Origin of the sequence: Algoriphagus yeomjeoni (assembly GCF_049821175.1) — a bacterium.
Lineage (GTDB): Bacteria > Bacteroidota > Bacteroidia > Cytophagales > Cyclobacteriaceae > Algoriphagus > Algoriphagus yeomjeoni_A.
In genome coordinates, this window is the sequence record NZ_CP187512.1 from 3,452,451 (window position 1) to 3,471,627 (window position 19,177).

Annotated in this window: 14 protein-coding genes; 3 read left to right on the top strand and 11 right to left on the bottom strand. The window is 39.9% G+C overall.

Annotated elements, in window-relative coordinates; genetic code table 11:
- Positions 1–62 precede the first annotated feature (62 nt).
- Both ACPUEN_RS13880 and ACPUEN_RS13885 read right to left on the bottom strand, forming a co-directional pair.
- Positions 63–521, bottom strand: a complete 459-nt coding sequence (locus ACPUEN_RS13880; RefSeq protein WP_425636497.1) for a DUF4440 domain-containing protein — start codon at positions 519–521, stop codon at positions 63–65.
- A 7-nt stretch (positions 522–528) separates the two neighbouring features.
- Positions 529–1,065: a DsrE family protein gene (locus ACPUEN_RS13885; RefSeq protein ID WP_425636498.1), complete on the bottom strand. Its 537-nt coding sequence runs from the start codon at positions 1,063–1,065 to the stop codon at positions 529–531.
- A gap of 376 nt (positions 1,066–1,441) precedes the next feature.
- Between ACPUEN_RS13885 and ACPUEN_RS13890 the strand changes: the two genes are divergently transcribed.
- The 3 genes from ACPUEN_RS13890 (at position 1,442) to ACPUEN_RS13900 (ending at position 4,518) form a co-directional block, all read left to right on the top strand.
- Positions 1,442–2,692, top strand: a complete 1,251-nt coding sequence (locus ACPUEN_RS13890; RefSeq protein WP_425636499.1) for a sulfatase-like hydrolase/transferase — start codon at positions 1,442–1,444, stop codon at positions 2,690–2,692.
- Positions 2,693–2,751: 59 nt separating this feature from the next.
- Positions 2,752–3,546 carry an alpha/beta hydrolase gene (locus ACPUEN_RS13895; RefSeq protein WP_425636500.1) on the top strand — a complete coding sequence of 265 codons (795 nt, stop codon included), beginning with the start codon at positions 2,752–2,754 and terminating at the stop codon, positions 3,544–3,546.
- A gap of 141 nt (positions 3,547–3,687) precedes the next feature.
- On the top strand, positions 3,688–4,518 hold the full coding sequence (locus ACPUEN_RS13900) for a serine hydrolase (protein WP_425636501.1): 831 nt from the start codon (positions 3,688–3,690) through the stop codon (positions 4,516–4,518).
- Between the two features lie 90 nt (positions 4,519–4,608).
- On the opposite strand, the gene ACPUEN_RS13905 is transcribed toward ACPUEN_RS13900, so the two are convergent.
- The 9 genes from ACPUEN_RS13905 to ACPUEN_RS13945 all read right to left on the bottom strand — a co-directional run bounded on the left by ACPUEN_RS13905 (position 4,609) and on the right by ACPUEN_RS13945 (position 19,143).
- Positions 4,609–5,622 (bottom strand): response regulator, encoded by a 1,014-nt coding sequence (locus tag ACPUEN_RS13905; protein WP_425636502.1) that lies wholly within the window; start codon positions 5,620–5,622, stop codon positions 4,609–4,611.
- A complete protein-coding gene (locus tag ACPUEN_RS13910; protein WP_425636503.1) occupies positions 5,622–6,059 on the bottom strand; it encodes a response regulator in 438 nt (145 codons plus the stop codon). The genes ACPUEN_RS13905 and ACPUEN_RS13910 overlap by 1 nt, the downstream gene beginning before the upstream one ends.
- The gene (locus ACPUEN_RS13915; protein WP_425636504.1) at positions 6,040–8,409 is read right to left on the bottom strand and encodes a PAS domain-containing protein; all 2,370 of its coding nucleotides are present in this window, start codon (positions 8,407–8,409) and stop codon (positions 6,040–6,042) included. The genes ACPUEN_RS13910 and ACPUEN_RS13915 overlap by 20 nt, the downstream gene beginning before the upstream one ends.
- Positions 8,406–11,504: a PAS domain-containing protein gene (locus ACPUEN_RS13920; RefSeq protein WP_425636505.1), complete on the bottom strand. Its 3,099-nt coding sequence runs from the start codon at positions 11,502–11,504 to the stop codon at positions 8,406–8,408. Before ACPUEN_RS13920 ends, ACPUEN_RS13915 begins: the two co-directional genes overlap by 4 nt.
- 299 nt (positions 11,505–11,803) lie before the next feature.
- A complete protein-coding gene (locus ACPUEN_RS13925) occupies positions 11,804–12,952 on the bottom strand; it encodes an aldose epimerase family protein (RefSeq protein WP_425636506.1) in 1,149 nt (382 codons plus the stop codon).
- 5 nt (positions 12,953–12,957) lie between these two features.
- Positions 12,958–14,802 (bottom strand): glycoside hydrolase family 2 protein, encoded by a 1,845-nt coding sequence (locus tag ACPUEN_RS13930; RefSeq protein ID WP_425636507.1) that lies wholly within the window; start codon positions 14,800–14,802, stop codon positions 12,958–12,960.
- A 77-nt stretch (positions 14,803–14,879) separates the two neighbouring features.
- Complete coding sequence (locus ACPUEN_RS13935; RefSeq protein ID WP_425636508.1) at positions 14,880–15,878, bottom strand: virulence RhuM family protein; 999 nt, start codon at positions 15,876–15,878, stop codon at positions 14,880–14,882.
- A gap of 73 nt (positions 15,879–15,951) precedes the next feature.
- Entirely contained in the window at positions 15,952–17,487 is a 1,536-nt protein-coding gene (locus ACPUEN_RS13940; RefSeq protein ID WP_425636509.1) for a glycoside hydrolase family 43 protein, read from the bottom strand.
- A 609-nt stretch (positions 17,488–18,096) separates the two neighbouring features.
- Positions 18,097–19,143, bottom strand: coding sequence for a family 43 glycosylhydrolase (locus tag ACPUEN_RS13945; protein WP_425636510.1), 1,047 nt, complete (start codon positions 19,141–19,143; stop codon positions 18,097–18,099).
- Between the last annotated feature and the right edge of the window lie 34 nt (positions 19,144–19,177).

The following is a 19,177-nucleotide window of genomic DNA, read 5'->3' on the forward strand; positions in this document are numbered from 1 at the left end:
TTTCCACTAATGAAATGACTTGATGGCCGTATCTTTCAAATTAACTATTAATTTATGATCATTTAGTCATTTGGTAAAGTCACAAATAATTGTGACTGAATCAGCCAAGTTCCTGATTTTTTTGTCCATTGAGCTGCATATTTTCCACCAACTACGGGAGTGATAGCTCCTTCAGTATAGCCTTCCCAAATGCCTTCCTCCCAAGCCAGTTGTAATTCGGAGTTTACGATTACTTCATTAGCTGTTCGGATCCAATACATTTTAGGTCCCTTGGCATTTTTGATATATTCTATTAATTCGGCTTTTCCAGAAAGCAAGGTGCCAGCACCAGTAGTGATCAATACATCATCTGTCATAAACGTATTATTTAGCACCTCATCAAAGTTCTTTAGTGCTTTGTTTGACGCTTCTCGCTGGGCATGGATTTGTTTGATTTCCGATTCTTGACCGTACAAACTCGACTGCAGCAGAAGTAAAGCCAGTAGAGGACTAAAAAGAGCTAGGGTCCTTATTCTCATCATAGATCTCTTAAAGTGCAAAAAGCAGGTATCCTTTATTCATCAAATCCGTGGTTGCAGTAAATCTTGAAACTGCCATTTCCACAGTTGGGTGGATCATTTCAGGGACTAGATTCTGCTTCATCATAGATTGTCCACATACGATAACGCGAATACCAACCCTTTCGAGCTCATCCAAAAGTCCTGAATTAGGATTATCTACTTCGAAACGTTTTTTATATTCCTCATTACTCATGGTAATCGGCGTGGAGCCGGCAAAAACAACAAATACCATATCAATGTTTTCTTTAGGGATACCTCCGTAGATATGGACATTATACATCTTAGCAGCATAATCCAAATATCCGGCGAGCTCCTTTTTATCAGAGATAGAATTACTCAGTTCTACCACAAATTTATATTTCTGATTAGGGTCAGGTTTCAGGGTTTCAAAAGGGACTTCATTGACCCCACCATATCCTTGAATGGCAGGATAAACAATGCCTTGGGCGTTTGAAAGGCTTGCAATTGCACATATAAAAATTAGTGTAAAAAGGTATCTCTTCATAGAATAGGAGTTAGAGTTGAAATAATTAATGACTTATCGGTTTTAATCATGAGTTGAAAAACCCTTCAAAACCTCTTGAATTATCTGAATCTCACCAGGATTTCGGGTTAGCTTAGCGCATTTGCTTTAGATGGGCTTAAAGGAGTTTTGGGTTTTTTCTTTCTAAGTTATTCAAATCTAGGTGTATCTATTACTCTGTGCATCAGAATATTATTCTGTTCTTTAGCCCAGTTTCAAATCAAAAGCTAAAAAGATGATTTTATCACCCTTAGTGGTATTTAGCATGTAGCTTTTTTACTTTTAAGACTATTCAGGCAAAACCATGATTAAAACCAGTTCATTTCTTCTCATTTGTTTGATTACTCTTTGTTTTTGCATGCAGACAAAGGCCCAAACTTCACCCAATATCATCCTGATAATGGCGGATGACTTGGGTTTTGAAACTTTGGGAGTAAATGGATCTGATGATTATAAAACTCCCAATTTGGATAAGCTGGCAAAGGAAGGAATGAATTTCACGCAGACATACGCCATGCCGTTATGCACTCCTTCAAGAGTGCAGATCATGACTGGTAAATACAACTTTAGAAATTACATTGGCTTTGGGTTGCTAGATCCAAATGAACTCACCTTCGCTGATTATTTGAAACAGGCAGGATATAAGACCTTCATTGCAGGTAAATGGCAGCTTTATGGCAATGAACGTCAGCAGGAATTGGCAGGAGGAAAAATAGGTTCTCTTCCGGAAGAAGCCGGATTTGATGAGTACTTCCTGTGGCAAATCAAAGAACTTGGCAGCAGGTACAAGGATCCTCGGATTAGTTCTAATTCAGGCACAGAAACCTATGAAGGGAAGTATGGACCGGATCTTTTTACCGAGCAGGTCAACCTTTTCATGGAGAGAAATAAGGACGATTCATTCTTTGTCTATTATCCGATGGCGATTACTCATGACCCATTTGTGCCAACTCCCTCAAATCCAGGCTTTGAAGAATTTGATTCCAAGTCCAAGACCAATGACCCGATATACTTTGGAGAAATGGTGAACTACATGGATATGCTGGTGGGTTCCATCGTCGCTAAAACCGAAGAGCTTGGTATCTGCGAGAATACCTTGATTCTGTTCGTAGGAGATAATGGTACGGATAGAAAAGTAACCTCTTCTCAACATGGTAATGCTATCAAGGGAGCAAAAGGATATACTACCACCGCAGGTACGCATGTTCCTTTCATTGCAAACTGGAAAGGAAAGATCAAGCCAGGAAGCAGAAATGATAATCTGATTGACTTCTCTGATTTTTTGCCTACTCTTCTTGAAACAGCCAATTTTCAGAATTCAGTTGCTTTAAAAACCGATGGATTGAGTTTTTATGGCCAGTTACTGGGGAAAAATTCTCAGCGGAGAGACTGGATTTATTGCTACTATGCGCCGAACTGGGGAAATTTTGAAAACGCTATCTATGTAAAAAATACCGAATGGAAATTGTATGGAGATGGTAGAATATACTCCCTTTCAAAAGATCCTCTGGAGCAATTTCCGCTAATAAAAGAAGAACTTTCAAAGAAGGTTAAACGGAAAATCTCCTCTTTTGAAAAAGTGCTGGAGGGTTATGTAGTGACAAACTAGTGAGACCCAATCCTTAACTTGGTGCTTAGTCTTAGGCCATACTTTTAACAAACCTAATCATGCTAAAACAAATACTAATAGTCTTCTTTCTTTGCTTATTTAAATCTGGATTGGTTTATTCTCAAGAGGTGAATTTCAAAATAGGAGTTAAAGAGAGTATAGGGTCCGAAATGCTGCAGGAGAGAAGGGAGTTTATAGTCAGTCTTCCCTCTGACTATGAGTCCTCCAACTTATCGTATCCGGTGCTCTATGTTCTGGACGGGAATGAAACTGCGCTTCTTGAGGCCATTGTGGTGACGCGTGATCTTGGAGTGAAAATGATTATTGTAGCCATTCCCAATACCGACCGCGACAGAGATATGATGCCTCTAAGCACGCCTACCTATGAAGTGAAGAACCCTGAAGCGAAGAACTTCCTTTCATTTATCGGCTCTGAACTTATACCCTATATCGAGAAAAAGTATCGTTCAAATGGAGAAAGAACACTACGTGGAACATCACTTAGTGGATTATTTGTGATGTATGCTATGTTGGAAAAGCCTGAATTATTCAATAATTACATTGGAAACAGTGCCGGCTGGTACGCAGATATGCAGCCTTATTTTGACAGCTTGATTGAAAAGGCATTCCAAAGCAAGGAGATGTTTGATGGGAAGAAGGTGTTCATCGCTAATTCTTTAAATGATCCCTACGATCCGGATAAAGAAGTCCATTATGCCATGCAGCAATTCACCAAAAAAGTGAAAATGGATCTGGGAGACAGGCTCTCTTTTGAATACAAGACCTATGAGGAATATGGTCATGTACCCTTTCCGAGTTTTTACGATGGCTTAAACTATATTTTAGAAAAGTAATTGCTAAACTTATCTTGAACTTACTGCCCAAATATGAATTTGAAATCCACTATGCTAAAATCATTTAACTATTCACAAATCACCCTTTTTATAGCCATTTGTTTTCTTTTTTCCTGCCAGGCTAAGGTATCCAAAAAACAAATGTTACAATCGACGATCCAAGCTCAGCTTGACTCTATTCAAGGCGATGTCGCAGTGGCATTTATCAATCTATCAGACCCAAGTGATAGCTTATTCATTAACGCCAGCGAGGAATTTCATGCGGCCAGTACAATGAAAGTACCCGTGATGATTGAGCTTTTCAAGCAGCAAAAACAAGGGAAACTTGATCTTAATGATTCAATTCTGCTGAAAAATGAATTCCGGAGCATAGTTGATAGTAGCTTATACAGTATGGATATTGGCGTGGATAGTGATGATGCTGTTTATAACAAAATTGGTGCGAAGGTAACCCTGAAAGATCTAATGTATCCCATGATCACAGTGAGTAGCAACTTGGCAACGAATGTTTTGATCGAACTCGTAGGAGCAAAAAACGTGACGGCTACTATGCGGGATTTGGGAGCTGAAAAGATAGAAGTACTCAGAGGAGTAGAGGATCAGAAAGCCTATGACTCAGGCCTGAGCAATTCTACTACTGCCAAAGATTTGATGGTTATCATGAAAGCGATTGCAGAAGAAAAAGCTGGCACAAAACAGGATTGTGATGAAATGATCAGAATTTTGAAAGACCAGAAATTCAACGAAATCATTCCGTTTTACTTACCAAAAGATGTGACCGTAGCACACAAAACTGGATCGATCACAGGTGTTCACCATGATGCGGGAATTGTTTATTTACCGGATGGTCGCTCCTATGTGTTGGTTTTACTTTCCAAAAATTTGGAAGATTTTGACAAAGGAACCGAGCAATTGGCAGGGATATCCAAGACAGTGTATGACCACATGATCTCACTAACGAATGAAAATTAGTGCCAATAACTACTTTATAAATGGCTGCGGGTGATTTTTGAAGGGAAGGAATAGAATTAGTTTTAGGTTTAGCGTAACTTAATTTTAGACTCATCGGTCTGAAATACTCAAAGACTTCTCATTAATATCTCTCACGATTTTATCCAACTCTAATGTGGAGTTTTTAATGTGATACAAAAGTTCTTTTGTGCCTTCATCAACTTTATTTTCTGAAAGCTCCAGCAGGTTGACTAATCCAAGCAATCTGGCCAAGGGAGCTCTGACTACGTGTGATTGAATCCATGCGATCTCCTTAAAGGCTTCATTCTGCTCCTCAATTTTCCGCAAATATTTAAGTTTATCTGTGATATCATTGACCAAGACCAAACCTGCATCTTTGTTGTTAATTTTCACTTTGGCAGGACTTATTTCTACATCAATAATCTCACCGTTCTTTTTTATATGCCTCGTAATTCGCTGAAAATCTGAATCTTGATTTACCCAGAATCCTGCAAGAGATTGCCTCAATGTTTCGGATTCTTCCTTTGGCCGAAAATCAAAAAGAGTCATTGCTAAAAATTCCTCCCTGGAATAGCCATATTTTGAAAGTGTAGCCTCATTTACATCTAAGACTTTCAAATTTTCCAATTCATATACGATAATTGGAGAAGGGTTTAATTGGAAGAGATCGGAGAATTTTCTCCTTGATTCTTTGAGTTCAGAAATAAATTTGACTCGCTGAATATTGTAGAGTAAACTTTTGTAAAGTATTGCTGCTGTCAAATCATCTTTGAGTAAATAATCAGAAGCGCCCAAAGCCAAAGACAAGCCTCCAAATTCAAAATTAGAAAAGCCGGTTAACACTACTACGGGAATTCCTATTGCTCGCTTTATGATTTCCAATACTAATTCTTCACCAGATTTATCAGGGAGGGAAAGATCTAGAAATACGATGTCAAATGTATGTTCATCATGTTCTAAATAAGCAGCGGCAGTTTTGAAATTTTCGGCGTGTTGGATGTTTAAATTAAGAATTGATTCAGAAAGATATTCTTCCAAAATCACAAAATCACCAAGATTGTCCTCAACTACTAGAATATGGTATTTAATTTCATCTTTTGGCATTATGTTCTTGTTTTGGAATTAAGTGTCGATAACCAAAACTCCTCAATTTTACTTACCACATTCACGTATTCATCTATTTCAACTGGCTTGATAATATAACAATAAGCTTCCAGGTTTTTTGCTTTAATATTTTCTAACTCTGAAGACGATGTGGTAAGAATTATTATGGGTATGTTTTCCAACAACGCGTTAGTTTTCATAAAATCGATCACCTCATAACCATTTATTTTGGGCAGATTAATGTCTAACAAAATCAAATCAGGTAGTGTATCAGAATCCTTAATAGCCAGACCATTAAGTAAATCTATTGCTTCGGCTCCGTCTCCTAATGTATCGATTTTGTTCACCATTTTTGCATCGCTCAGGGCTTCGGTTAATAAAACGATGTCTCCTTCATTGTCCTCGACTAGCAAAATATTAATCGCTTGAATTGCCATATATTTTAAGCGTAAAATGAAATTTAGTGCCCTTCTCTGAAGACTCTACCCAAATTTTTCCACCATGCTGGGTTATAACCTTTTTGCATATCGCAAGTCCTATACCAGTTCCGGAATATTCATTTTTACTATGTAAACGACTGAACACGTTGAACACCCTATCGAAGTATGTCTCATCGATCCCTATTCCATTGTCCTCCACTGTAATTCGGCAGAACCCTCCCTCAGTTTTAGAATATATGGAGATTAATGGAATATTTCCTTGTGCTTGATACTTCAATGCATTGGAAATTAGGTTGATAAAGACACTTTTGATGGGTGTTTTAATTCCTGAGACATCTGGCAAATCCCCTACATTCACTTGCGCCTTTTTTTCATAAATTAAATCCTTTTTGAGAGTAATCACCTCTTCTACCAGCGCTTTGAGATTGACTCGATCTAATTTACTCTCATCAAAACCAATACGGGAATACTCCAGCATATCATCAATCAACGCACTGAGTCTCTTCGCTCCATCCACAGAGAAATTTATGTATTGAATCCCTTTTTCGTCCAATACAGGGCTGTATTTCTTCTCCAATAGCTTAAGAAAAGAACTAATCATCCGCAGTGGTTCTTTCATATCATGAGAAGCCATCGACGCAAAGGATTTTAGCTCAGCATTAGCTGATTGTAGGTTGAGGTTAGCAGTTTTGATTTCTTCCTCCCTCAATTTCTTTTCTGTGATATCTACATGGGTCCCGTACATCATCAATGGATCGCCATCTGGCGTCCAAGACAATACTTTTCCTCGATCGACTATCCATACCCAATGCCCATTTTTATGTTTCATGCGGCACTCAGCTTCATAGGATTTGGTTTTGCCAGCAAAATAGTCCTCTAGTTGTGTATTGGATTCTTTCAAGTCCTCAGGATGAGAATGATCAATCCAGGTTTGGATGGAGATCGGCTCCAGCTCTGCCAGTGAGTATCCAAGGATATTTGCCCAAGTTTCATTGTAAGTGGCTTCACCTGTCTGCACGTTCCATTCCCAGGTGCCAGCATGCGTCCCCTCAATTACATTAGAAAGCCTCTGCTTTTGATTGGCTAAGTCTAGTTCCGCCTCTTTCCTTTTAGTCACATTTTGAGTGGCTCCTATCATCCTGATGGCTTTGCCAAACTTATTGCGAATAATCAATGCATTATCGGTGACATAAACTATATCCCCATTGGCTTTTTGAAATCTGAATTCTTGGTACCATTTATCCCCATCACCAAATAACGCCTCTTTTAAATTCTTCTCAACAATCGGTAGATCGTCTGGGTGAATTTTTGATTTCCAAAACTCATCCTTATTAGTTTCTTCATTACTTGAATACCCAAGTAGTTCATCGAAGTTGTCACTACGAAAAGTATATCCGTCCACCAGGTCCCAATCCCAAATTACCTCAGATGTTGCTTTTAAAGCCAGTTTAAATCGCTGATTACTGAGTCTGAGTTTACGGGTAGTCTCCCTGACTTTTTTTGCAAGTTTTTTCGGTTGGTTCGCTAAGTTATAGATTAAGTAGCCAAGAATTACAGCAAGCAGTAGGCGCACAACTAAGGCAAAACTGATGGAACTAAGCGTCTTGCTTGAGTTGAGCTGAACTTGAATAACCCAATTTCCTTGAGGGATTTCAATTTCATTTAAAGGACCCTCAGCAACCGTAAAGTCACTGGACAGTAACGAGCTTCTAGTAGCATCCGAAGGGAAATGTTTGAATAGGTCGACTGTAAATTCCGGGTTATTTTGAAACCCGTTGAAAACTTTATCTATGAATTTTTGCCAGTCGATTATAGCTACTGCAAATCCGGTGAATTCATCACCTTTAAATAGTGGCTGACGAGCCAAAATGCCTTTTCCTCCTTGTCTAAGGTTAATCGGGCCGGCAAAGAATAGTTTCCTTTTTTCTATTGCCAAAGCAGCCTCCATAGCGACCGCAGAGTCGGCTAGAATATTATAGCCTATGATTGATTCATTGCCCTCCAGCGGAAAAGTAGCCACTATGACTCCACTATCTAAATATTGTATTTGATCAATTATATCAACATTATCTATGATGTTCTTGCCAATTTCAAGGAAATTTTGATCAACCTTATTGGTTTGAAGCAAAAAAGACAAAATACCTACTGAGGTATTAGCTGTATAAATCACCTCCTCTATTCTGTTTTCAATCAGTTCCGCAGCTTGGGATACTTTATTGTTTTCTTCGATTTGGATTAATTGATATTCCTTTAGTGTAAGAAATAATCCAACTCCTAAGGATAGTATAAATGCAAAAATCCCTAAAATAATCGGGAATTTATAGATCACCTTTTTCATTTTCTTCATTCAGCAGGTGGTTTTTTAAGAGTGAAATAGAAATTAGTTCCTTCGCCGAGGGTTGAATCTGCCCAGATTCTCCCTTGGTGAAGTTCTACTATTTTCTTACTAATAGCTAGCCCTATACCTGTCCCAGAGTAAGTTCCTTTTAAATGCAACCGTTGAAAAATCACGAAGATCTTTTCCAAGTATTGGTTTGCTATTCCAATGCCGTTGTCTTTGATCGAAAACTCCCATTCATTTTCTTTTTCAATGCAAGAAACCCAGATTTCTGCCTTTTGCCCATGTGGCTGATATTTGATAGCATTTGAGATCAAATTTTGAAATAACTGAACCAATGTGTTTTTGTGCCCATAGACCCTAGGAAGCGGATCAATATGAAAAACAGGTCTCGCTTTATCAATATTTTTCTTCAAAAAAAGCAGAGAGGTTTCTAGCAATTCTTTTGACTCCACCCAGGTTTTGGTTTCTTTGACACTATCAAGTTTAGAGAATTCCAGCAGGTCTAAAATGATCTCACGCATTCTTTTTGCGCCATCTATTGCAAAATGAATGTATTGCTTACCTTTTTCATCTAGGACAGCATCGTAGCGCTTTTCGATCAACCCCATAAAACTGGTGATCATCCGAAGAGGTTCTTGCAAATCATGCGAAGCAACATATGCAAACTGCTCCAGCTCCTGGTTAGAAAGTGCAAGTTCGTGATTTGCTTTTTTAAGGTTTTCGTTGAGAGTTTGCAGTGAGTTTTCGTATTCTTTTCTATCACTAATATCTTGAATAGCACCAACTATTCTTACCGCGTTTCCTTTTTTGTTCCTTATGATAATAGACATTTCATTAACAAAAGCATAACTACCATCATACTTCCTGAAACGATATTCTCCTGACCAATATTTCTGAGATAAATCCTGTCTCGCATTTTGTATACTGCTTTCAATTCTCTCGAGATCATCCGGATGAATAGCGTTTGACCATAGATCTCCAGAAGCCTGATTTTGATTTTCGGGATAGCCAAATAGTCTATTAAACCCCTGACCCAAAAAGACAGAGTCATTCTCCAAATCCCAATCCCAAATTGCGTCTGAAATTGCCTCCGAAACAAGGGTAAATCGATCATTGCTGACTTTCAACGCTTGCTCTGCCAAATAGCGCTCGGTATCATCTGATACCGTGGAAATCATCAGATTCAAATCAGGTACCGGAATATTTTTTGCATTTATTATTCTTTCTCGACCATCTTTTGTGTTGATAAATATGCCTTCCCAAGACATTCTATCTGGATCCTCACTAGTGATGTCTTCAAGTATCTTTGTTTTAATCCAGTTGCGATATTCTGGATTAGGATAGACATTAGTAAAGAAATCATCTACACTGAGCAGTTCGGACTTTGGCCATCCATAAATATCCGAAAAGGCTTTATTCATATAGGTAGCCTCACCATCACTGATTTTGTTTACTGCTATTCCTAGTGGGACATTGTTTAGGGTAGATTCGATAAATAAATTTCTATCCTTGAGCTCAAGTTCAATTTCCTTCTCTTTGGTTATTTCCTGCGCCGTTCCTCTGAATAAAACTATTTCTCCATTTTCATCTTGAATGGCTTCCCCTTTTTCATGAATGTATTTGAATCTATTTCCTGCTAAAATAATTCTATACACAACATCCAATTTCTTTTCCTTGGACAAAGCCCTATTCATGTGATATAAAAAAGTATTCTGATCTTCTGGATGTATTGACTGAAAGAAAAAGTCATGAGTTATGGCTTGAGCATTCTTATTAACCTCCCATATTTTATACATTTCATCGGACCAAAAAACTTCCTTGGTTTTCAAATCACTCTCCCAGTAACCTATATTAGATATTTCTTGGCCTTTGAGAAGCTGCTTGTTTTGCTCCTTTATTTTTTCTGAAGCGGATCTTTTTTCAGTGACATCCCTAGAGAAACATGCTAACCCTACAATCTCTCCATCTACTTCGATTGGGGTTATTTTGGTCTCAAAAAATATAGGGGATTCGCCGTTAGCCGAAACGGCTTTTTCTTCGGAATATATCACCTTTCCCTTTAATGCTTCTTTATAATTTCTCTCCCAGTATTTTATCTCCTCATTTAAAAATAACTCCTGTGAAAGAATCAATTCACCAGGCTTAATTTCCCATCCTTTTGAGTTTTTAAGGTGCTTCAAAAACGTATCATTGCCACTGACTAGCTTGAAATCTCTATCCACGCTCCAGATTAAATCCGGTGAGGAGTCGAGAATAGTTTGAACTCTGAATTTCTCCTGAGCGCCCTTTTTTTTCAATTCTACCAGTTCCGTTATATCGCGGGCTATCCCAAATACCTGATTCGTATCTTCTTTTAAATTACCAGACCAATTAAAGTAGAGGAGCTTCCCTTTTGAGTCAATTAATCTAATTTCAAAGTTTCTGACTTTCTCCCCTCTTAAAACACTTTCAAAAGCCCCATGGGTCTTTTCTAAATCAGGTGGATACAAAAAATTAACATATTCCTTTCCTACTAACTCTGTTTTTGAATATCCTAAGGTCTCCATTACACTTTCAGAAACTTTCGCTATGAGTCCATTGGCATCAAACAAAAAAATCAGATCAAGTGAGTAGTCCAATATATTACCCAGTTCGCTGGAGGTAGCTGCATGCTCGCTTTCTCTACCTTTGAGATTAGTAATATCTTTAAAAGTCCCTAGTAAGAAATGAGGCTTCCCCTCTTTATCATATTCGACGATTCCTTCAGAGACTACATGCCTAATTTCTCCTGAAGGCCATATAATTCTTTTTTCCAGTTGGTATGGTTTCCCTTGTTCTATGCTGTCTTCAAAAGCTTTTTGAGCAAGAATTTTATCTTCCGGATGTATGATAGAAAGCCCAAGGTCGGTGCTTGGAGGATTCTTTAGACGATCCAACCCACAGATCTTATAAAATTGATCTGACCATTGATTTTCTCCTGTTTGTAAATTGGCTTTCCAAAACCCAACTCCAGATATATTCTCAATTACTTCAAATAACTCTTTGCCACTTTCACTCAAATTCATGTGAGAAAATGCAGTAGGGCTTACAGAATTGGAGTTTTGTTTTTTTGAGCGAGGCATGCTAGGAAAGTTTCAAAAGAAATATAATCCTTTTCTATGGTTTGTTTAAATTTTAAACCATAGATGGGTTCAGAAAAATATAAACAAAAAACAGTCTATTAGGCATTTTAGCCCAAAGAATGATTTTGTTCTAGTTATATTCTAATTAAACCTTGACAAATTACCATTATGTGTTTTGAGTGATTCATTTATAATTAAAACCCCTATCAACTGCAATTAGATTTTTCTTTTGTAAAAATAAAGAACCTTGCACATTCCGCTAGCGAGTGGAATATGCAAGGTTCTAGATAGAATGGGTTTTATTTTAGTCCAAACTTATAAATACATGTCTGTTCGTACTTTTCTCCCGGCTCCAAAATCGTAGAAGGGAAATTCGGTTGATTTGGAGAATCTGGATAATGCTGAGTTTCCAGACAAAATGCCGACCGCTGTTCATAGACTTTTCCACCTTTTCCTGTGATCGTGCCATCTAGGAAGTTACCGCTGTAGAACTGGATCGCAGGCTCAGTTGTCCACACTTCCATTTCTATTCCCGTCAGTGGAGAGGAGATCACGGCGGCCTGTGTCAAGCCATTTCCAGTTTTGTCCAGTACCCAGTTGTGGTCGTACCCACCACCAAATTTCAACTGCTCATTTTCATTTTCGATTCGCTCACCTATTTGTGTAGGAGTAGTAAAATCAAAAGGAGTTCCTGTCACCGAAGGAACTTCACCTGTGGGAATCAACACCTCGTTCACCGGGGTGTATTTGCTGGCATTCAGCTGTAGCGTATGGTTCAGAACTGTTCCGTTACCCGCACCATTTAGATTAAAGAAGGAGTGATGAGTCAAGTTTACCGGCGTGGCTTTATCGGTTTCGGCCTCATAAGTGACCTTGAATTCATTGTCATCGGTGAGTGTGTAGATCATCTTCACTTTCAGCTCTCCAGGGAAGCCTTCTTCTCCATCCGGAGAAGTATAACTGAAGATCAATGCGTTTTCTCCAGACTTTTCCACATCCCAAATCACAAAGTCCATTCCCCCAGGACCACCATGAAGTGTCTGCCCGTTATTATTCTGAGGCAAGGTATATTCCTCACCATTTAGCATGAATTTTCCATCGGCGATGCGATTACCATATCGGCCAATCGCTGCTCCAAAGTACTTTTCGCTGCTTTCTAAATAGCCGTCCAAGGTCTCAAATCCGAGTACCACATCCACCAGATTTCCGTCTTTATCAGGAACCCAAAGATTAGTTACACGTGCTCCAAAATTGGTGACTTTCATTTTAATGCCATTGGCATTTTTGATCTCGTATGTTTCCACTTTTTTATCTTGAAATGTAGTGCCAAATATCTGTTCTAGTAAAGTATCTTCTACTTTAGTTTCTTCTTTTGGTTTGCTCTCGCAACTGTAAAGTAAAACCCCCAGCGCTATTGCACCAAAGGTTTTGTTGAAATGATTTTTCATTGGGATTACTTAGTATATAAAGGTGCGTGAATGCTTTTCATCTTTGACACATCAAATTTGATGACTTTTCTGTCATATGTCATCAATCCGTTTGTCTCTATTTCCACATCGGTAGTCTGTGTGTAAACTGCCGCCGAAAGCCCTGCTTCAATCAATTCTCCAAGCTTAGTCATCAGACCGGCATAGCGATCGAATAACTCATCCTGATTCTTGAAACTCTGGTAGCCCCAGTTGTCTTTTTGCTGCCATACGTGCCCATCCACAGGAAGTCCCAAACCTCCAAATTCACCTAAAACAAGGATGTTTTCCCTACCAAAAATCCCTGGAGCCGGCATTTTCGCATCAGGATAGTTGTGCAAATCGATGATGTCACCTGCTATTTTTGTTCCTTCCATTTCGAAGTTGCCACCACTGGCACTATTTACCAATCTTGAAGGATCATGATTTTTGGTCCACTGGGTGATTTGTTTGGTTTTAAACTGTCCCCAAGCTTCGTTGAAAGGCACCCAAACTACGATTGAAGGGAAATTGTAAAAATCATCCATGATCTCTTTCCACTCTACTCGGAAAATCGCCTCAGACTCAGGAGTTCGATCACGGTCTGTACCACTTCCCAATACACCTACCTTCATCTCCCAACCGTTTCCCATATCACCACTCGGCATATCCTGCCACACAAGCATTCCCATTTTATCACAGGCATGATACCAAGTGGCAGGCTCCACCTTCACATGCTTTCTGATCATATTGAAACCCATGTCCTGAGTCTTCTGAATGTCAAAAACCATTGCTTCATGGCTAGGTGCGGTGTACAAACCATCTGGCCACCAACCTTGGTCGAGTGGACCATATTGGAACAAAAACTCGCCGTTTAGCATCATGCGTTGAATGCCATTCTCATCCGGAGCCATGCTGATTTCTCTCAAAGCCGCATAGCTTTCTACAGCATCGACTACTTTCTTTCCGTCAATTAATTCTAGTTTCAAATCATACAAAACCGGATTTCCCGGAGCCCAAAGCTCAGCATCTTTGATGGTCAACTTGGCTGTTTGAGATGGATTGATCGTTTGCTCAGCGAGCATGATACCATCTTTCCACACAGCTACTTTCACCAGCTGTCCAGCGGCGGCATCAGCCACTTCTGGAGTCACCATGATTTGTCCGGACTGAATATCAGAGGCATTTCTCAAACCGGAAATGTAGGAAGCAGGAACTGTTTCCAACCAGACTGTTTGCCAGATGCCAGTCACCGGAGTGTACCAAATGCTATTCGGATTCTTCACCTGTTTGCCTCGTGGCTGAGGGCCATCATCAGACGGATCCCACACGCGTACTTGTAGATTTTGGGATTTTCCGGATTTCAGAAACTCGGTAATTTCAAAGTCAAATGGGTCATAGCCACCTTGGTGTTTTCCCACACTTTTCCCATTTACAAAAACCTCCGTTTCCCAGTCAGATGCTCCGAAATGCAGAAGAACTTTGTCCTTGCTTGATTTCTTAGGGGTGGAAAAAGTGGTGTTGTACCAAAGCTCATTGTCTTTACCCACTGTTTTTCCTACACCCGAAAGCGCGGATTCTACGGCAAAGGGAACCAGAATTTCTCCATCAAAACTTGTTGGAACCGCCTGACCTTTTGGCTTGATAGCATAGTCCCAAAGTCCGTTCAGATTCACCCAGTTCTTTCGGGTCATTTGTGGTCTTGGGTATTCTTGATGGACATTTTCAGGAGTGACCTGCGTAGCCCATTCAGTCATTATTTTCCCTTCCACGGGTTTGAAGGAGGAGGTTTGAGCATACGCTAGCTGCTGCGCAAAGAGTAGACACGCGGCAATTGTAAGGGTTTTTTTCATAGGTATATGAGGTTTATTGTTTTTATTTTCGAGGAAAGGATTTCTTATTTGATAACTTCTTCAGTTATGCCTCGGCCTTAATTCTTTTTCAATTGTTTGATTTTTTTGTCAAAGTCAGAGATGATTGTTTGAGTCTTATTGAAGTCTTCATATTCACTCACTGCTTTTTTGTCCGCCTGTAGTTTGGATATAACCCCTTTGCCAGTAAGTACTTTGTACTCGTTAAAAGTTAGAAATTTGTTTACACTTTCCGCAAGACCTTCCATGGTGAACGTGTTTTCTCGTTCTATTAGTCCTTCTATGTAGTCAAAGTATCCTGTAACGGCTCTTTCCAATTGCGAGATTTCGTTTTCCTGAAGGTAGTTTTTAGCTATGATAACATCGGATTTTAACACTCTGCCATCTGGACTATTTTTCCAAGTTGTGAGTCCCATATTATCCTTCTTTGCATCTGAAGAAAGATGAATGATTTCAGCTGCCGTTTTTCCCGTGATAGCAAAGTGAAACTTATTTTGCACCATGGCATAGAAGTTTTTCGTGATCTCGGACTTAGGATTGTAGTCGATGCTGCATTCAGCAAAAATATCGGTTACTTGTTGGTAGATTCTGCGCTCGCTCGCTCGGATTGAACGAACTCTACGAAGCAATTCCTTAAAGTAATCTTTGCCAAAGGTAGTAGTGCCCTGTTTTAAACGCTCATCATCCATCACAAAACCCTTAATGATATACTCTTTTAAGGTTTGCGTAGCCCAGATTCTAAATTGAGTTGCTTTGGATGAATTGACACGGTATCCGACAGAAATGATGGCGTCAAGGTTATAAAATTTTTGATTTCGAGAGACTTTCCTTTCACCCTCTTGCTGAACTTGTAAGATTTCCTTACAAGTTGCAATCTCCTCTAATTCACCACTTTCATAAACATTTTTAAGGTGTATGGTTATGTTTTGTGGTGTTGTATCAAAGAGCAAACCCATCGCCTTTTGGGTCAACCAAACACTCTCATCCTGCAGGAAAACCTGTACCCGGACTTCACCCGAAGGTGCAGTATAAAGCAGAAAGTTGTTTACTTCACTCATTGTCTAAATCAAGATTTACTTAAATATGCACGATGGAATATTCTTGATACCTACTACTAATTACTAGCTACTCCTAATAAATCCTCACTTCCTTGAAATGCGCATAGGAATCTGTTCCTCCCTTTGCCACTAATCCAAGTCGGAAGCCCATGCCCCAAGGGACTAAATGCTTCACATCTTGTTCTTCACCAACTTGAATTGCTCTTCCATCCACGATAGCTGAAGTAGTCATTTTATAGCCGTCCTTCATGCTCAAGATCAACTTGACTTCTTTGCTATCAGGAATTGTTTGAGTTGCTATTTCTCTGGTCTTTTGATTGATAGTCTCCCAAAGGATCAGCTGATTTCCCTTTACCGAAATGCCCATTCCAGCCGGAGGAGCACCAAATCCGTTATTTGCCCCTCCGATCACCGCCAATCCTGCAGCTGCTTTCTGATCTGGAATAATTGTGGCCTCATAGTGATAATCCAATGATTTGGTGCCTTGCACCAAAAGCGTTCCCAGCATTTCATTTTCAGTTGAGGCTTGCAGTTTCAGACCAGCTTTACCTGTTTCGTATTGAATATCCTGAGTCACACGCCATTGCCATACTGGATCCAGTCGTTTTTTGAAATTATCAGTGAATTCCAGAGAAGCTTTACTTCGCTCATAGCCGGCATTGTTTGCTAAAATTGGCCAGCCATCAGCAGTCCATTCTATTTTCTCCAAAACTCCCTGACGTCCCACGTACACAGATCCTTCCGTATTATAAGCATGATAAAGCATCCAAAAATCCCCATCTTTCTCCACCACAGTCCCATGACCGGCGCATTTCCAGTTTTCATTGTCTTTTAAAACTGGGTTCATGTCATACTTTTCCCAAGGTCCCAAAAGAGTTTTGCTTCGAGCTACCCCCGTGACATAATCACAGCTGATTTCGCAGCAACCGCGTGCAGAATAAGTCGCATAGAAGTAGCCGTTTTTTTGAAAAATGGCGACGCCTTCCACGAGTCCACCTTCCCAGGGCTGATCGTTGCGGAAAAGCTCATGTTTCTCTCCGATCAATTCAGTGCGATTTTCGTTCACTTCCTGCGCCCAAATCGGTGTTTTTTGTCCCTTGCTGTTTCCGTCTTCCTTCCACAGGACGTAGATTTTACCATTTTCATCACGAGCCTCAAAAGCATCAATGGAGCCGTATTCCTGAGCTACTAGCGGACCGTGGTCAGTGAATTGACTTTCAGGAGAATCAGCACTGGCTACTGCCACAGAGAGGCGGTTACTTTCTTTGTCCCGTGCGGTGTAGTAGGCGTATATTTTCTTTTGCTCCGCATCGTAAGAAAGCTCTGGCGCCCAAAAATTATTTTTCGCCCAGTCCGGTGCACCAGCGGGAAAAATATAATTGACCAATTCCCAATTCACCAAATCTATGGACTTGAAGATCGGAAAAAGCGGCGCCCATTCATTGGAAGTGGCGGAAGCGTAGTAAAACTTGCCGATTTTCACCACCGTCGGATCAGGTCGATCACCCGCCAAAACGGGATTGTCGAACGCACGGTTTTGGGCAAATCCTACTGCCGAAAGTCCCAGTATCAGGAAGAAAGCAGTAGCTGTTAAAAGAATTCTATTCATTGATTTTTGGGTTATTTTCTAACTGTAGAAAAGCAGGGATGCTAAGCTTTACCACTAATTTTCTTCGGATCATCATTTAAGCATCCCTTCTCTATGGAGAGACAGTTATAGTTTTCTCCTAGGTTTGCTATAAGGCCATCTTTATAGACGAAAAATCTAAAGCTTTCTGGCCTTTCGGGAAGCTTGATCATCAACCGGGCGCCAAAGGCGCCCGGTTGATGAAGTAAATTGATTTGTATTTTCTGTGGGGATTCGGTCTACGGTCGTGACCGAGTTATTAGAGTTGTTGGTAGGGTTGCAAGAAATCAGTTGTGCACTGAGAAATAGTGCAAGGGCTGATTTAAAGTGGTTTCTTGACATTTTTAGCAGGTTTTGGGACAATGAAAGTTCCCGAGATTGCTACGCCCTGTTTCAGACTAGGCTTGATTTTGGTCGTGTTTCTAGTGTAAGTCTTTTTCATAATAGGTTTGGGTTTTTGTTAATAAATGAGTTTAAACGCCAAGTTAACAATGTAAATCTAAAATGGCCTTCATTATTGAAAGCAAAATGTAAATGTCTCCAAACCTTTTTTGAAATTTATATACTTCTATTTCAGGTTCTTGGATAAATCTAATCCAAAATGGGAGGTTGCTGAATGGTGATACTAGGTTCTCTACCTGCCACACTTGGCCAGCCATTTTCCCAGATTAACTTATCCAAAAGCAATACTCGCCGATTCGTACCATTATTCAGTTTAGGCTTTTGTTTTGCCATTCCATGATACAATAACCAATCCTGACCTTCAGCATCAGTTACAATTTCTGCATTGTGTCCTGGACCTGCATAGCCATTTCCGCTTGTATTTCTGCCTACCACTAAGGTGCCGGAATCTGAGTCCATCAAGCTTTTGCCATCCTTGTCTAGATAAGGCCCTTCCAACTTCTCAGATCTGCCTACCAACACTCTATACGTACTATTAGCTCCTTCACAGCATGTTCCAGCAGAACCGAACAAGTAATAATATCCGTCTTTCTGAAAGACATAAGCAGCTTCGAGATGATTACCTGCCACTTGGACTTTTACACCAGTTGGATTTTTGCCATCGGCAGTCAGTTCTGTTAGATACAATCCATGGAAACTTCCCCACATCAGGTATTTCTTCCCGTTATTTTCGATGTAAAATGGGTCTATGGAATTCGCAACGCCAATTTCTTCTGAGTCAAAAACCTTCCCTTGATCTACAAATGGTCCTTCCGGCTTGGCAGCAATTGCCAATCCCACTCCAGGGTTAGGGTCTCCCCAAGTAGAAAATGAATAATACATATAAAATTGGTTGCCTACCTGAGTTACATCTGGAGCCCAGATGCCTCCTCGTTCTTTCCAATCAGGCTTTTTGTCCATCGAATTGCCCACCAATTCCCAATTAACCAAGTCTTTTGATTTGATTACAGGAACCAGGTGATAACCACCTTCCTCTCCCCAATTGTCTTCCGTGCCGTAAGCATAGAATTCATTTCCTACCTGAACCACTGTTGGATCTGCCAATACAGGCTCGAAAACAGGATTTGTATAGTTGAGCGTATCTGCTTGCTGCGGATTATCGGAGTCTATAACTTGACCGTCATTCGTCCCTGAGCATGAAGCAAAAGCAAGTAAAAGGCAAATGGATAAGTACATAAGATTTTGTTTTTTAAACATAAGATAAAATAGC

Coding starts and splice junctions, on each gene's coding strand:
- ACPUEN_RS13880 (WP_425636497.1), bottom strand. CDS start 521: ATGATGAGAATAAGGACCCTAGCTCTTTTTAGTCCTCTACTGGCTTTA.
- ACPUEN_RS13885 (WP_425636498.1), bottom strand. CDS start 1,065: ATGAAGAGATACCTTTTTACACTAATTTTTATATGTGCAATTGCAAGC.
- ACPUEN_RS13890 (WP_425636499.1), top strand. CDS start 1,442: ATGCAGACAAAGGCCCAAACTTCACCCAATATCATCCTGATAATGGCG.
- ACPUEN_RS13895 (WP_425636500.1), top strand. CDS start 2,752: ATGCTAAAACAAATACTAATAGTCTTCTTTCTTTGCTTATTTAAATCT.
- ACPUEN_RS13900 (WP_425636501.1), top strand. CDS start 3,688: ATGTTACAATCGACGATCCAAGCTCAGCTTGACTCTATTCAAGGCGAT.
- ACPUEN_RS13905 (WP_425636502.1), bottom strand. CDS start 5,622: ATGCCAAAAGATGAAATTAAATACCATATTCTAGTAGTTGAGGACAAT.
- ACPUEN_RS13910 (WP_425636503.1), bottom strand. CDS start 6,059: ATGGCAATTCAAGCGATTAATATTTTGCTAGTCGAGGACAATGAAGGA.
- ACPUEN_RS13915 (WP_425636504.1), bottom strand. CDS start 8,409: ATGAAGAAAATGAAAAAGGTGATCTATAAATTCCCGATTATTTTAGGG.
- ACPUEN_RS13920 (WP_425636505.1), bottom strand. CDS start 11,504: ATGCCTCGCTCAAAAAAACAAAACTCCAATTCTGTAAGCCCTACTGCA.
- ACPUEN_RS13925 (WP_425636506.1), bottom strand. CDS start 12,952: ATGAAAAATCATTTCAACAAAACCTTTGGTGCAATAGCGCTGGGGGTT.
- ACPUEN_RS13930 (WP_425636507.1), bottom strand. CDS start 14,802: ATGAAAAAAACCCTTACAATTGCCGCGTGTCTACTCTTTGCGCAGCAG.
- ACPUEN_RS13935 (WP_425636508.1), bottom strand. CDS start 15,878: ATGAGTGAAGTAAACAACTTTCTGCTTTATACTGCACCTTCGGGTGAA.
- ACPUEN_RS13940 (WP_425636509.1), bottom strand. CDS start 17,487: ATGAATAGAATTCTTTTAACAGCTACTGCTTTCTTCCTGATACTGGGA.
- ACPUEN_RS13945 (WP_425636510.1), bottom strand. CDS start 19,143: ATGTACTTATCCATTTGCCTTTTACTTGCTTTTGCTTCATGCTCAGGG.